The sequence below is a fragment of the Clostridium sp. K13 genome, assembly GCF_019734195.1.
GTDB lineage: Bacteria > Bacillota > Clostridia > Clostridiales > Clostridiaceae > Clostridium.
In genome coordinates, this window is sequence record NZ_JAASHM010000018.1 from 20447 (window position 1) to 34973 (window position 14527).

13 protein-coding genes are annotated in these 14527 nt (G+C 29.2%); all 13 read left to right on the top strand.

Translation table 11 applies throughout. The annotated features are described in order from the left end of the window. The first annotated feature begins 64 nt into the window (after nt 1–64). The 13 genes from HCG76_RS11220 to HCG76_RS11280 all read left to right on the top strand — a co-directional run bounded on the left by HCG76_RS11220 (nt 65) and on the right by HCG76_RS11280 (nt 14443). Nucleotides 65–736 carry a DUF969 domain-containing protein gene (locus HCG76_RS11220; RefSeq protein ID WP_221700442.1) on the top strand — a complete coding sequence of 224 codons (672 nt, stop codon included), beginning with the start codon at nt 65–67 and terminating at the stop codon, nt 734–736. A 20-nt stretch (nt 737–756) separates the two neighbouring features. After that, a complete protein-coding gene (locus tag HCG76_RS11225; protein WP_221700443.1) occupies nt 757–1686 on the top strand; it encodes a DUF979 domain-containing protein in 930 nt (309 codons plus the stop codon). A 142-nt stretch (nt 1687–1828) separates the two neighbouring features. Further along, nucleotides 1829–2470: a pyroglutamyl-peptidase I gene (pcp, locus tag HCG76_RS11230; RefSeq protein ID WP_221700444.1), complete on the top strand. Its 642-nt coding sequence runs from the start codon at nt 1829–1831 to the stop codon at nt 2468–2470. A 1-nt stretch (nt 2471) separates the two neighbouring features. Continuing rightward, a complete protein-coding gene (locus HCG76_RS11235; RefSeq protein ID WP_221700445.1) occupies nt 2472–2909 on the top strand; it encodes a gamma-glutamylcyclotransferase family protein in 438 nt (145 codons plus the stop codon). Nucleotides 2910–3040: 131 nt separating this feature from the next. After that, nucleotides 3041–3883: an Mrp/NBP35 family ATP-binding protein gene (locus HCG76_RS11240; protein ID WP_221700446.1), complete on the top strand. Its 843-nt coding sequence runs from the start codon at nt 3041–3043 to the stop codon at nt 3881–3883. Nucleotides 3884–4066: 183 nt separating this feature from the next. After that, nucleotides 4067–5095 carry a LacI family DNA-binding transcriptional regulator gene (locus HCG76_RS11245; RefSeq protein WP_221700447.1) on the top strand — a complete coding sequence of 343 codons (1029 nt, stop codon included), beginning with the start codon at nt 4067–4069 and terminating at the stop codon, nt 5093–5095. 269 nt (nt 5096–5364) lie between these two features. Beyond that, nucleotides 5365–7317, top strand: a complete 1953-nt coding sequence (locus HCG76_RS11250; protein ID WP_221700448.1) for a glycoside hydrolase family 127 protein — start codon at nt 5365–5367, stop codon at nt 7315–7317. A 272-nt stretch (nt 7318–7589) separates the two neighbouring features. Beyond that, nucleotides 7590–8660 (top strand): ABC transporter substrate-binding protein, encoded by a 1071-nt coding sequence (locus HCG76_RS11255; protein WP_311776394.1) that lies wholly within the window; start codon nt 7590–7592, stop codon nt 8658–8660. A 398-nt stretch (nt 8661–9058) separates the two neighbouring features. Continuing rightward, on the top strand, nt 9059–9949 hold the full coding sequence (locus tag HCG76_RS11260; protein ID WP_195987153.1) for a carbohydrate ABC transporter permease: 891 nt from the start codon (nt 9059–9061) through the stop codon (nt 9947–9949). Nucleotides 9950–9952: 3 nt separating this feature from the next. Next, nucleotides 9953–10846: a carbohydrate ABC transporter permease gene (locus HCG76_RS11265; RefSeq protein WP_221700449.1), complete on the top strand. Its 894-nt coding sequence runs from the start codon at nt 9953–9955 to the stop codon at nt 10844–10846. Nucleotides 10847–10881: 35 nt separating this feature from the next. After that, on the top strand, nt 10882–12399 hold the full coding sequence (gene arfA / locus HCG76_RS11270; protein ID WP_221700450.1) for an arabinosylfuranosidase ArfA: 1518 nt from the start codon (nt 10882–10884) through the stop codon (nt 12397–12399). A 140-nt stretch (nt 12400–12539) separates the two neighbouring features. Next, nucleotides 12540–13469, top strand: a complete 930-nt coding sequence (locus HCG76_RS11275; protein WP_221700451.1) for an ArsR/SmtB family transcription factor — start codon at nt 12540–12542, stop codon at nt 13467–13469. Between the two features lie 35 nt (nt 13470–13504). Then, the gene (locus HCG76_RS11280; protein WP_221700452.1) at nt 13505–14443 is read left to right on the top strand and encodes a glycoside hydrolase family 43 protein; all 939 of its coding nucleotides are present in this window, start codon (nt 13505–13507) and stop codon (nt 14441–14443) included. The last annotated feature ends 84 nt before the right edge of the window (nt 14444–14527 follow it).

The window sequence follows — 14527 nt, forward strand, 5'->3', positions numbered from 1 at the left end:
TGTAGACAAATGTAGAAAAAAGAAGTATAAATATAATATAGGATATATAATGGAGGGAACGGAAATGGTACTAATAGGAATATTAATGGTAATAGTAGGGTTTGCACTGAAATTAGATAGTATAGCGGTAATTATAATATCAGCTCTTGCTACAGGGTTTGCAGCGCACATGGATATTACTGAAATATTATCAATCCTTGGTAACACATTTGTTAATCAAAGATTAATAACAATTTTTATATTAACATTACCTGTAATAGGTATATCAGAAAGATATGGATTAAAAGAAAAAGCAGTTTCATTAATTAAGAAAGTTAAGAATCTTTCAACAGGAAAGCTTTTAACATTATATTGTTTAATAAGACAAATTGCTGGAGCTATGTCATTAAGAATAAGTGGACATCCTCAATTTGTTAGACCTTTAATAAATCCAATGGCTCAAGGTGCGGCAATAAGCAAGTACGGAAAGCTAGATGAGAAAACAGAGGCTAAAATAAAAGCAGCGGCAGCATCTATGGATAACTACGGTAATTTCTATGGGCAAAATTTATTCTTAGCAAGTTCAGGAGTTTTATTAATTGCTAATACATTAAGCGAGTTAGGATATGCAACAACAGGATTAGATATTGCAAAAGCTTCGATTCCTATAGCAATAATTGCTTTTGGATTAGTTTTAATTCAAAACATATTATTGGACAAGCAATTAGAAAGACAGTTTGGAAAAAAGAATAAATAAGCACGAAGGAGAAATGATATATGGATTTTGCAGCAATTTCTAATATGTTATTAGAAATATTCTACATAATAATTGGAATTATGATGTTAAATACAGCTGTATTAACATTACGTGATAAAAATCATAAAGCAAAAATAGGGACAGCCTTATTTTGGGCATTACTAGGAGTAATATTTATATTTGGACCATATATACCATCAGTAGTTGTTGGTGGGATATTAGTTGTTATAGCAGTACTTACTTTAACTAAACAAGTTAAACCAGGAACTGTTAAGGCATTAGATGAAAAGTTCGGAGAAGAACAAGCACAAAAATTAGGATTAAAGGTATTTATACCATCATTAGTTATAGCTTTAGCAGCATTAGCAATTGCTCAATTTACACCAATATCAGGAACAGCAGCAATTGGTGTTGCAGCAGTTATTGCAGTAATAGTTACGTTTATTATTACTAAGGCTAAGCCTAGAGTTTTAGTTGAAGAATCAGATAGAATGCTTCAATCAGTAGGTGCAGTAAGTATACTTCCACAATTATTAGCAGCGCTTGGTGCATTATTTACAGCAGCAGGAGTTGGTGATGTAATTTCATCAGGAATATCAAGTGTATTACCACAAGGAAATATATTTATAGGTGTTACTGCTTATTGTATAGGTATGGCAGTATTTACTATGATAATGGGAAATGCTTTTGCAGCCTTTTCAGTTATTACAGTTGGTATAGGAATACCATTTGTATTTGCACAAGGTGCTAATGTTGCAATAGCAGGAGCTCTTGCATTAACAGCAGGTTATTGTGGTACATTATTAACACCAATGGCAGCTAATTTTAATATTATGCCAGCTGCTTTACTTGAAATTGAAGATAAGAATTCAATAATCAAGCATCAAGCACCAGTAGCTTTACTTTTATTAGCTATTCATATTGTATTAATGTACTTCTTAGCATTTTAATTAAAAGAATAATTTAATATGTTATAATATATATGAGATATTTTCTAAATAATTTATTTATTAGAAGATATCTCATAATTCTTACCACAATAAATAATAAAAATTTACCAGTTAATTAAGAATAACAAAGGAGAAGATGAATATGAAAGTTTTAATAACAGGATTCGATCCATTTGGAGGAGAAGCAATAAATCCAGCATTAGAAGCAGTGAAGTTATTACCTGATACTATTGCTGGAGCTGAAGTAATTAAACTTGAGATTCCAACAGTATTTAGAAAATCTTTAGAAAAAATAGAAGAAGCTATAGAAGCTTATGGACCTGATATAGTTATTTCTATAGGGCAAGCTGGGGGTAGATTTGGAATTACTCCTGAAAGAGTTGCAATCAATATGGATGATGCAAGAATTAAAGATAATGAGGGTAATCAACCATTAGATATTACTATATATGAAGATGGAGAAGCAGCATATTTCTCTAACTTACCAATAAAAGCTATGGTTAATGAAATGAAGATAAATGGAATTCCAGCATCAGTTTCAAATACAGCAGGAACTTTTGTATGTAATCATGTTATGTATGGAGTATTATACTTAGTTGATAAGAAATATCCTAATATTAGAGCAGGATTTATACATGTTCCATATATACCATCACAAGTAGTTGATAAGCCAGAAAAACCATCAATGAGTACAATTGATATTTCAAAAGGATTAGAATTATCAATAAAAGCAGCAGTAGAAAATATAGAAGATATTAAGGCTGTTGGTGGAGCAATTTGCTAAAATGTTAGAACCAAAGGAACAAAAGAGGATCTTTGTTTATGGTAGTTTAAGAACAGGTTTCTTTAACTATAATAAATATTTGTTAGGAAAAGTATCAAATGCTCAAGATGGAAAAGTAAAAGGTAAATTATATCATATGCCACACAAAGGTTATCCTGCATTAATTGAAGGGGATGATGTGGTAATTGGGGAAATAATGACTTTAAATGACTTTGAAAGTGTAATGATTCCAATGGATGAAATGGAAAATTACTATGGGGTAAATGATAGTAGAAATGAATACAATAGGGTAGTAATGGATGTTGAACTTTTAGACGGAAGTAAGGAAAGTTGTTATGTTTATTATTATACTATGAATGATAAAGATGTTTTCGAAGAAAATAGTATTTACATAAAAAATGGTGATTGGAAGGACTATATGTCAAAAAAATCATTATAAATAAATAGGTATGTCCCCTGATTTGATCTAATATGTGGGTTAAATCAAGGGACATTTTTTTATATTTGACAAAGAAAAATATTAGGAATAAACTTATCATAAATAAAGATAAATAAAATGAGGTGAAATAAATGGGAAACTGTAGTACATGTCCAAGTAATGGATCATGTGGAAAAGATGAAACACAATGTGGAATTGAAAATAATCCAGAAAATAAGATAAAAAATATAATAGCTGTAATGAGTGGTAAAGGTGGAGTTGGAAAATCTACTATGTCCGTTATGATTGCTAGACAATTAGCTCAAAGAGGATATAGAGTAGGGATTTTGGATGCAGATATAACAGGACCTAGTATACCAAGATTGCTTCATATAGAGGAAGAAAGAGCAAGAGGGACAGAAACTCTTATTTTCCCAGTAGAAAGCAGCGAAGGAATTAAAGTTATGTCTTTAAATTTAGTTGTAGAAAAGGAAGATGAAGCTGTCATTTGGAGAGGTCCAGCTATAGTTAGTGTTGTAAAGCAATTTTGGACTGGAGTATATTGGGGAGAGTTAGATTACTTAATAATAGATATGCCACCAGGAACAGGAGATGTTCCATTAACAGTAATGCAAACTATACCTATTAAGGGGGTAGTAATGGTTTCTATTCCTCAAGATATGATTTCTATGATAGTTTCTAAGTCTATAAATATGGCTAGAAAAATGAATATAGATATATTTGGTGTAATAGAAAATATGAGTTACATTAAGTGTCCTGACTGTGATAAAACTATTAAATTATTTAACGGTGAAAGTACAGAGAAATTCTTAAAAGATATGAATGTAGAACTTCTAGGAGAACTACCTATGCATAGAGCTATTACTAATTATGGTTCTTTAGAATTAGTAGAAGAGGAAGAAGAAATAGCTGAATTATTTGATCCTATAGTTGAAAAGATAATGAATAAATCAAAGAAAAAATTAATTTTATAATTATATTTATAAAAACATCTAAACTTATATTTGAACTAATTTTAGTAATATATATAGTTCAAATATGGTATTAGGTGTTTTTATTATTTTTATAAAAGCATAATAAGTATAAATAAGCCTTAATTGAAGGATAAGTAAAAAATTGTTATAATAGTAAATAAAACGTTTAATGGGGTGGAGAGAATGGCAACAATAAAGGAGATCGCAAAAGAAAGTGGAGTATCCATTGCAACTGTATCTAATATTATACATGGAAAACCTGGAGCAAGTGATGAAACTAGAAAGAAAGTAATGGATGTTATAAAAAGATTAGATTATACTCCTAATATAATTGCACAAAGTCTAAAACAAAAAAATACAAAAACCATTGGAATAATTACAGAAGATTTAACTGTATTTAATACTGCTAATATAGTAGATGGAATAAATGAATATTGTGATCAGCATGGCTATCAATTTGTATTAGGAAATTTAAGATTATATAAGAAATATGATAAAAAGTTTTATGATTCTGATAAATACTATTCTAGAGTTAATGAAGAATTTAAATTGATGCTGTCAAAGCAAGTAGAGGGAATAATATATATAGCATGTCATTGTAGGGAACTAAAATGTATTCCTGAAGAATTTCCTATACCTATAACAATTGCATATGGTTTTACGAAATCAAATAAGTTATCATCAATAATATTTGATGATGAACAAGGTGCTTATGAAGCAACTCAAAGAATTATTAAAGCTGGAAATAATAAAATAGGAGTAATTTGTGGATTACGTCAAAGTTTACATACTGAACAGAGATTAATTGGTTATCAAAGGGCTTTGTATGATAATAATATATTATTTAATCCTAATTATATATGTTATGGTGATTGGGAAAGAGAGTCTGGATATAAAGCTTGTGACGTATTAGTAAAGCAAGGGGTTACAGCTATTTTCTCAATGAATGATGTTATGGCTGGTGGAGTATATGATTATATGAATGATAAAGGATTATTAATGGGGAAGGATATATCTCTAGTTGGATTTGATAATCGTGAAATAAGCCAGGCTTACAATCCAAAATTGTCAACAATGGCATTACCACTCTTTGATATTGGAAGAAAATCAGCAGAAATTTTAATTAATTCTATAGTATCAAATAAGTCAGAGAATAAATCATATAAAATGAATTGTAAATTTATAAATGCAGACTCATTAATTAAAAGATAAGTAAAAGGTATATCAGTACTAATGCTGATATACCTTTTTAGATAATGGTTAAAATTATTTAAATAGATAAAGATATAAATTTTATTAAAACGTTTAATAAATAGGGAAAAATAAAGAAAATACAACATAAAGACTAGAAAATAAATAAAAATAAGGAAAATAATGGTTTTAAAATTATTTTAAATATGGTATAAATAAGTAAAGAGGAAGTAAAATTTTTGAAATTTTATAAAACGTTTAAGTGATATTGAAATAAGGGAGGCATTAATATGAACATTAAAGGAAGTAGTAAATTATTTTCATTACCTTTACAAAATATAGAGATTAATGATGGATTTTGGAGTAAGTATACTAAGTTAGTTAAAGATGTGATTATTCCATATCAATGGGATATATTAAATGATAAAGTTGAAGATGCTGAGCCTAGCCATTGTTTAAATAATTTTAAAATAGCAGCAGGTGAAATAGAGGGTAAATTTGGAGGAGCAGTATTTCAAGATACGGATGTAGCAAAATGGCTTGAAGCTGTGGCATATTCTCTAACTACAGAGAAAGATGAGAATTTAGAAAAGGTAGCAGATGAAGTTATTGAATTAATAGGAAAGGCTCAATGTGAAGATGGATATATAAATACTTATTTTACTATAAAGGAACCAGAATTAAGATGGACGAATCTTACGGAGGGACATGAACTATATACAGCAGGCCATTTATTAGAGGCAGCGGTAGCATATTATAATGCAACTGGAAAAGATAAATTTTTAAATATAATGATTAAATTTGCAGATTTAATTTGTGATACATTTGGAGAAGATGAAAATAAGAAGCAGGGGTATCCGGGACATCAAGAAATAGAATTAGCATTATTCAAATTATATGAGGTTACAGGTAATAGAAAATATGCAGATATAGCTAAATATTTTATAGATGAAAGAGGAAAGGAGCCTAATTTATTTTTAGAAGAAGAAAAAACTGAACAATTTAAGAGAATATTTCCTGAGTTTGCAGGATATACACCGTTATATTCGCAATCACATTTACCTGTAAGAGAACAGAAAACTGCAGAGGGACATGCTGTGAGGGCAACTTATATGTATTGTGCTATGGCTGATTTAGCTTATGAGTATAATGATAAAGAGTTATTTAAAGCTTGTGAAATATTATGGAACAATATAGTTAATAAAAGAATGTTTATAACGGGAGGTATAGGTTCGTCTGGTTTATTAGAAAGGTTTACAACAGATTATGATTTACCTAATGATATAAATTATTCAGAAACCTGTGCATCTATAGGATTGGCTCTATTTGGATTAAGAATGGCTAAGATAACAAAAGAATCAAAGTATATAGATATAGTTGAGAAGGCATTATATAATACTGTTCTTTCAGGAATAGCAATGGATGGTAAAAGCTTCTTTTATGTGAATCCTTTAGAAGTATGGCCTGATTCATGTTTACCACGTACATCTAAGGAACATGTAAAGCCAGTACGACAAAAGTGGTTTGGAGTAGCTTGCTGTCCTCCTAATATAGCAAGAACTTTAGCTTCATTAGGGCAATATATTTATATGCAAGATAAAGATACTTTATATATTAATTTATTTGTATCTAACAAATCAAAGGTAGAATTAGAGAATACAGTTTTAAATGTTGAAATGATCACTGAATTTCCTAATGATAGCAATGTTAAATTACATTTATCATCTAATAATAATGAAAAATTATCAATTGCAATTAGAATACCAGATTATGCTGAAGGGTTTTCAATTAAATTAAATGGAGTGTTATATGAATTTGATAATAAAAATGGTTATGCAATTATTAATGGAGTATTTAATGATGATAGCATAGATATTAACTTTAATGCACCAGCAAGATTTATTTATTCTAATCCATTAGTAAGAGCTGATTTTGGAAAAGTAGCTATAACTAAGGGACCTTTAGTGTATTGCTTAGAGGAAATTGATAATGGTAATAATCTTTCAGGAATAATGATAGATACAAATATGAAGATAGAAGAAGAGTATGATAATGAACTGCTAGGAGGAACTACTGTTGTATATGTTAAGGGGAAAAAAGTAAGCGATTCAAACTGGAATAATGAAAAACTTTACTTTACGAGTAAACCTATTTTAAGTGATGTTAAACTAAAAGCAATACCATATTGTTATTGGGATAATAGAGGCAATGGTGAGATGATTGTGTGGGTAAAGGAAATATAAAACAAAAGGAAATGACAAATTGTGCGTACAATTTATTAGTTATTAATAAAAATCTATTATAAAAATAAAAAAAAACAAATAAGTGGAAAAAATAGTTAATGAATGTATTGATAATATAACCATATATTAGTTACAATAATATTGTAATAATTCAAAAAAACAGAAATAAATAAATTGTATTTATGAAATGGATTAAAATTTAAATGTATTAAGAAGACTACATAAGCTTTTAGCTTTTGTAATATATTTATAAGAAGTTATGGAGGGGTATTATGATTAAGATGAAAACGTTTAAAAGATTAATAGGACTTTTATTAGTTACATCAGTAACTACAGGGTTGATGGTTGGATGTGGATCAAGTAAAAGTACAGATGATTCAAGTAAAGGAACTGAATCAGAAGAGGCTGTAACTGATGAAAGTTCAGAGGAAGAACCAACAGTAGTTACTGCAGGTGATGAAAATGGTACTGAATTTGAAATGTGGACATTCGTTGAATTACATGCTCAATTCTATCAAGAAATGGTTGAAGAGTGGAATAAGAAAAATCCAGATAAAACAATTAACTTAAAAATGACAGTTTTACCTTATGGTGATATGCATACAAAATTACAATCATCTTTACTTGCAGGTAAAGGAGCTCCAGATTTATGTGATATAGAAGTTGGACAATTCCCTAATTTCTTAAAGGGAGTACCACAACTAGAACCATTGAATGATGTTGTTGAGCCTTATAAGGATTCAATAGTTGAATCAAGACTTAATCTTTATAGTAAAGATGGAGATATGTATGGATTACCAACACACGTTGGAGCAACAGTAGCATTCTATAATACAGAATCATTAGAAGCAGCAGGAATTGATTATACTACAATAAAAACTTGGGATGATTATAAGGAAGCAGGTAGCAAATATTATGAAGCTACAGGAAATTATTTAGGAACAGCAGACACAGGATCAATATGGACAGAATCATTAATGATTTCAGAGTTAGGCAGTGATTATACAGATAAGGATGGTAATCCTCAAATTGATAATCCAGGAATGGAAAAAGTATTAACAACATTAAAAGAGCTTCAAGATTGTAATGCAATTGCTACAATAGCAGGTGGACAACCTGATAATGAAGAAGCCTTTGGTGAATACAATAATGGAACATATGCTTCAGCTATTATGCCAATGTGGTATATGTCAAGGTTTATAAACTATATGCCAGAATTATCAGGTAAGATTGCTATAGCACCTGCTCCTGTATTTGAAGAGGGACAAGACCGCTCAGTTGGTGGAGGCGGTACTGGGACTGTTGTAACAAATCAATGTGGTGATGTTGACTTAGCTAAATAGTTCTTAGCATTTGCAAAGCTTTCAGAAGAAGGAAATATAAAGGTTTGGGAAATATTAGGATTTGATCCAGTTAACACTACTGTTTGGGATAACGAAGAAGTTACTAATAACCCTGATAATCAATATGTACAATATTTCAAGAATAATCCATTTGATGTATTAAAAGAAATAAAAGAAGAAATAGGATTATGTAAGGTTGTTGAAAATAGTCCATCTATAAATGAAGTTTTCTGTACTACTACTTTAAACAGTATATTTGAAGATGGTGAAGATGTAAAAGAAGCATTAGAATATGCTAAAGATGAAATAGATAATGCAGTTCAATAAATAAAAGTATAATAAATGCAAAATTCATCAGTAATGATGGATTTTGCATAATTTATAGAGGGGGTAAGTCAATGGTAAAAAGATTTATATATAATAAAAAAGTTGCACCATATGTATTTATATTACCATTTATAATTATATTTCTAGTATTTTTTATTTCACCTATGGCTAGAACAATTGTAATGAGTTTTCAATCAGTGTTACCAGGAATAACAGAATGGGTTGGATTTGATAATTATAGTAGATTATTAGGTGATAAGGTATTTCTTAAGGCTGTTATGAACAGTATGAAATATATGATTTGGACTTTAATATTACTTATTCCAATTCCTATGCTACTTGCGACAGTTTTAAATAGTAAATTTGCTAAAGGAAGAGAATTCTTTAAATCAGCACTTTATTTACCAGCATTAACATCTGTAGTTGTTGCAGGTACAATATTTAGATTAGCATTTAGTGAATTAGATGGAGCAGTAATGAATTCTGTTATAGGATTCTTTGGAATGGATCCAATTAAGTGGTTAAAAGGAGCAGGTACAGGTTTCTTTGCATTATTACTTTTAGCATGTTGGAGATGGACAGGCGTTAATATGCTATATTTCTTATCAGGACTTAAGAACATACCAGATGAATTATATGAATCAGCAGATATTGATGGAGCAAATGCTGTTCAAAAGTTCATTTATATTACGGTTCCACAATTAAAACCAACAATAGTATATGTATTAACTATTTCAATATATGCAGGATTAGCAATGTTTACAGAAAGTTACATGATTTGGGGAGGAAATTCTTCACCTAAGAACATAGGTCTTACAATTGTAGGATATTTATATAGACAAGGTATTGAAAAGAATGCAATGGGATATGCATCTGCAGTTGGAATCATATTATTTATTATAGCTATGACTATTAATATGATTCAGTTAAAAATGAATGGAACATTTTCAAAGGAGGAGTAAGCAATGTCTAGTTTAGAAATATCAAAAAAAATAGAAAAGCCACTTAAAAAAAGTACTATTGGAAATAAAAAACGTTTGGCATTACAAATATTAATTTTTGCATTATTCCTCATTTTATCTATTATCATAATTATTCCATTTTATATATTAGTTATATCATCATTTAAGCCAGGAAATGACTTAATACGTTATGGAATAAATTTAAAGATAGAGTTAGATAAGATGTCATTAGATAACTTTATATTCTTATTTACAGGAAATCATCAGTATTTTACTTGGTTTTTTAATAGCTTATTTTTAACAGCAATTTCAGTAGTAATAACTTTATTTGTTTGTGCAGCTGTTGGATATGGATTTTCAATGTATGATTTTAAATTCAAGAATTTCTTATTCATCTGTGTATTATTTGTAATGATGGTTCCATTCGAAATATTAATGGTTCCTATGTATAGCCAGATAATAGATATGGGGTTGATTGATACCTACGCAGGTATTATATTGCCTGGGATAACTAGTGCATCAACAATATTCTTCTTTAGACAATATTTACTTGGAATACCTAAGGATTTAATTAGCGCAGGAAGAATTGATGGAGCATCAGAATATGGTATTTTCTTCAGAATAATACTTCCAATTATGAAACCAGCATTTGCAGCAATGGCAATTTTAAATACAATGGGTGCATGGAATAATTTATTATGGCCTTTACTTGTTTTAAAAACAGACACTAAATTTACTTTACCAATAGGGTTAAATACATTGTTAACTCCTTATGGAAATAATTACGATTTATTAATAGTTGGATCATTTTTCTCAGTAATTCCAGTTTTAATAATTTTCTTATGTTTCCAAAAATATTTTGTTGATGGTATGACAGCAGGAGCTGTTAAGGGATAAAATACAAAAATATAAATATAAGGGAGAGATATCTTATGAGTAAAAAAGCAAAAATGATAATAGATAAAGAGTTTAAAATATCAGAAATAGATAAAAGAATTTATGGATCATTTATAGAGCATTTAGGAAGAGCAGTATATGGTGGAATATATGAACCAGGACATTATACTTCAGATGAAAATGGATTTAGAAAAGACGTAATAGATTTGGTTAAAGAATTAAATGTACCAATTGTAAGATATCCAGGAGGAAACTTTGTATCTAATTTCTTCTGGGAGGATAGCGTTGGACCTGTAGAGGAAAGACCAAGAAGATTGGAACTTGCATGGAGAAGTTTAGAAACTAATGAAATTGGATTAAATGAATTTTCTAAATGGACAAATGCTATAAATTCAGAAATAATGATGGCAGTTAATTTAGGAACTAGAGGAATTGCTGATGCATGCAATCTATTAGAGTATTGTAATCATGAAAGCGGAACAAAATATAGTGATTTAAGAATTAAGCATGGAGTAGAGAAACCACATAAAATTAAAACTTGGTGTTTAGGAAATGAAATGGATGGACCTTGGCAATTAGGTCACAAAACTATGGATGAATATGGTAGACTATCAGTAGAGACTGCAAGAGCAATGAAAACTATAGACCCAAGTATAGAAGTTGTTTCTTGTGGAAGCTCATATAAGGATATGCCAACATTTCCAGAGTGGGAAGCAACAACTTTAAATTATAATTATGATGAAATAGATTATGTTTCACTTCATCAGTATTATGGTAATAGAGCTAATGATACTGCAAACTTTTTAGCTCAAACAGTAGATATGGATGAATTTATTAAAACTGTAAAGTACACATGTGATTATATAAAAGCAAAAAAACGTAGCAAGAAAACTATTAATTTAAGCTTTGATGAATGGAATGTATGGTTCCATTCTAATGCAGAATATGATGATATTATGAAAAATAGACCATGGCAAATTGGTCCGGTATTATTAGAAGATATTTACAATTTTGAAGATGCATTATTGGTAGGCTTAATGTTAATTACGTTATTAAAGCATAGTGACAGAGTTAAAATTGCTTGTATGGCTCAGTTAGTAAATGTTATTGCACCAATAATGACAGAAAAAAATGGTCCAGCTTGGAAGCAAACAATTTATTATCCTTATTTACATGCATCAAAATATGGAAGAGGAATAGCTTTACAATCAGTAATATCATCACCAAAACATGATACTATAGATTTTACTGATGTTAATGATGTAGAATCAATAGCTATATATAATGAAGAAAAAGAAGAGGTTACTATATTTGCTGTAAATAGAAACTTAAGTGATGATATTAACTTAGAGTGTGATGTAAGAAGCTTTGATGGATATAAAATAATAGAGCATATAGTATTAGAAAATAATGATATGAAAGCTGTAAATTCTATAGTTAAAGAAACAGCTACACCAAAACTAGCTAATAGAAGTGAATTAATTGATGGAATTTTAACTTCACAATTAAGTAAAGTTTCTTGGAATGTAATTAGATTAGGAAAAAATATATAAGGTATATTAATAGATTAGCTAAGTATCTATAATTTGTAGTCATTAGTATACTATAATAGTTTTTTAGCCATTTATAATTTATTTATAGATTAATATTACTAAAATTAAAAAGTGGTATTTACAAGAAGGAGTGTCGCAGAATGTTAAAGGAAGTTGAACTAAGTTATAGTGATAAAAATGAGATGCTTAGCGTTATAAAAGCATTAGCAAATGAATCAAGAATAAATATTTTGCAATTATTAGATAGAGGTTGTTTAAATGTAAATGAAATCGCAGAAGCTTTAGATTTACCAGTATCAACAACTGCATTAAATATAAAAATTTTAGAAGAAGCTGGGTTAGTACTTACAGAACTGCAACCTGGAATAAGAGGATCTATGAAAGTAAGTAGTAAGGCCTGTAGTAATATTATTATTAATTTAAATGATAGTATAAATACTTTACCAGAGAACTGTGTTTATATAGATATGCCTATTGGAAACTATAGTGATTGTAGCATATTGCCATCTTGTGGATTAGTTAGTGAAAAAGGAAGTATAGGGCGTTTTGACAAGCCAAGTAGTTTTTATTACCCGGAGAAAATTAATGCTCAGTTATTATGGTTTTATAATGGATATATAGAGTATAAATTTCCATATGAAGGATTAAAAAATAAAAAGATAAATATGTTGGAAGTTTCAATAGAAATGTGTTCTGAAGCTCCACATTATAAAAATGATTGGCCATCAGATATAACTATGTGGATAAATGATATAGAAGTTGGAACATGGACTAGCCCTGGTGATTTTGGGGGAAGACGTGGTAGAAATAATCCACAATGGTGGCCAGATACAATTAATCAATATGGTTTGTTGAAATATTGGAGAGTAAATAGTACAGGAACTTATGTTGATGATTTAAAGTTATCAGATAAAACAATTGATGATTTTAATGTTGAAACTAATGATTTTATAAGTGTTAAATTTGGTATAAAGGAAAATGCAAAAAACATAGGAGGAATAAGTATATTTGGAAAATCATTTGGAGATTATCCACAAGATATAATAATGAAAATAGAGTATTCGAAATAGTATAAAAGATTTGGTATAGGGCATGGAGGATTATTATGGAAGTAAAAGAAGTGGTAAAACCTATTATATTACAAAGAGCAGACCCGTGGATATATAAACATACAGATGGATATTATTATTTTACGGCTTCAGTACCTGAATACGATAGAATTGAAATAAGAAGATCAAAAACGATAAATGGATTAGCTGAAGAAGCTGGAGTAACTATTTGGAGAAAACATGAAGAAGGTATGTTAAGTGCCAATATATGGGCACCAGAAATTCATTATATTGATGGAAAATGGTATATATATTTTGCAGCAGCTAGAACCACTGAAACAAATGAAGGTTTATTTGACCATAGAATTTTTGTTTTAGAAAATGAAGCAGAAAATCCGTTAGAAGGCAATTGGATTGAAAAGGGGCAGCTAAAAACTAATTGGGAGTCCTTTGCCTTAGATTGTACTACATTTGAACATAGAGGAATTAGATATTTAGTTTGGGCACAAAAAGATCCTAATATTTATGGAAATTCTAATCTTTATATAGCAAAGATGAGTAATCCTTGGACAATAGAAGGAAAACAAGTTATGATTGCAGAGCCAGAATATTACTGGGAAAAGATTGGCTTTTTAGTTAATGAAGGACCGGCTGTAATAAATAGAAATGGGAAGATATTTATTTCTTATTCTGCTAGTGCTACAGATTATAATTATTGTATGGGAGTATTAATTGCTGATGAAAATAGTGATTTATTAAATAAGGATTCATGGCATAAATCAGAAAAACCAGTTTTAAAAACTGATAACGAAAAAGAAATATTTGGACCAGGACATAGTTGTTTTACTGTTTCAGAAGATGGAGAAACAGATATGTTAGTATATCATGCAAGAAACTATAAGGAAATAGTAGGAGATCCATTATATGATCCAAATAGGCATACATTTATAAAAAAATTAATGTATGATGAAGAAGGGAATTTAATATTTAGTTAAAGAGTAGATAATATAGGTAATTGTAGAGTTACCTATATTTCTTTAAATCTTTATAAAACGTTTAAGTTAGTTAAAGGGGGGAAT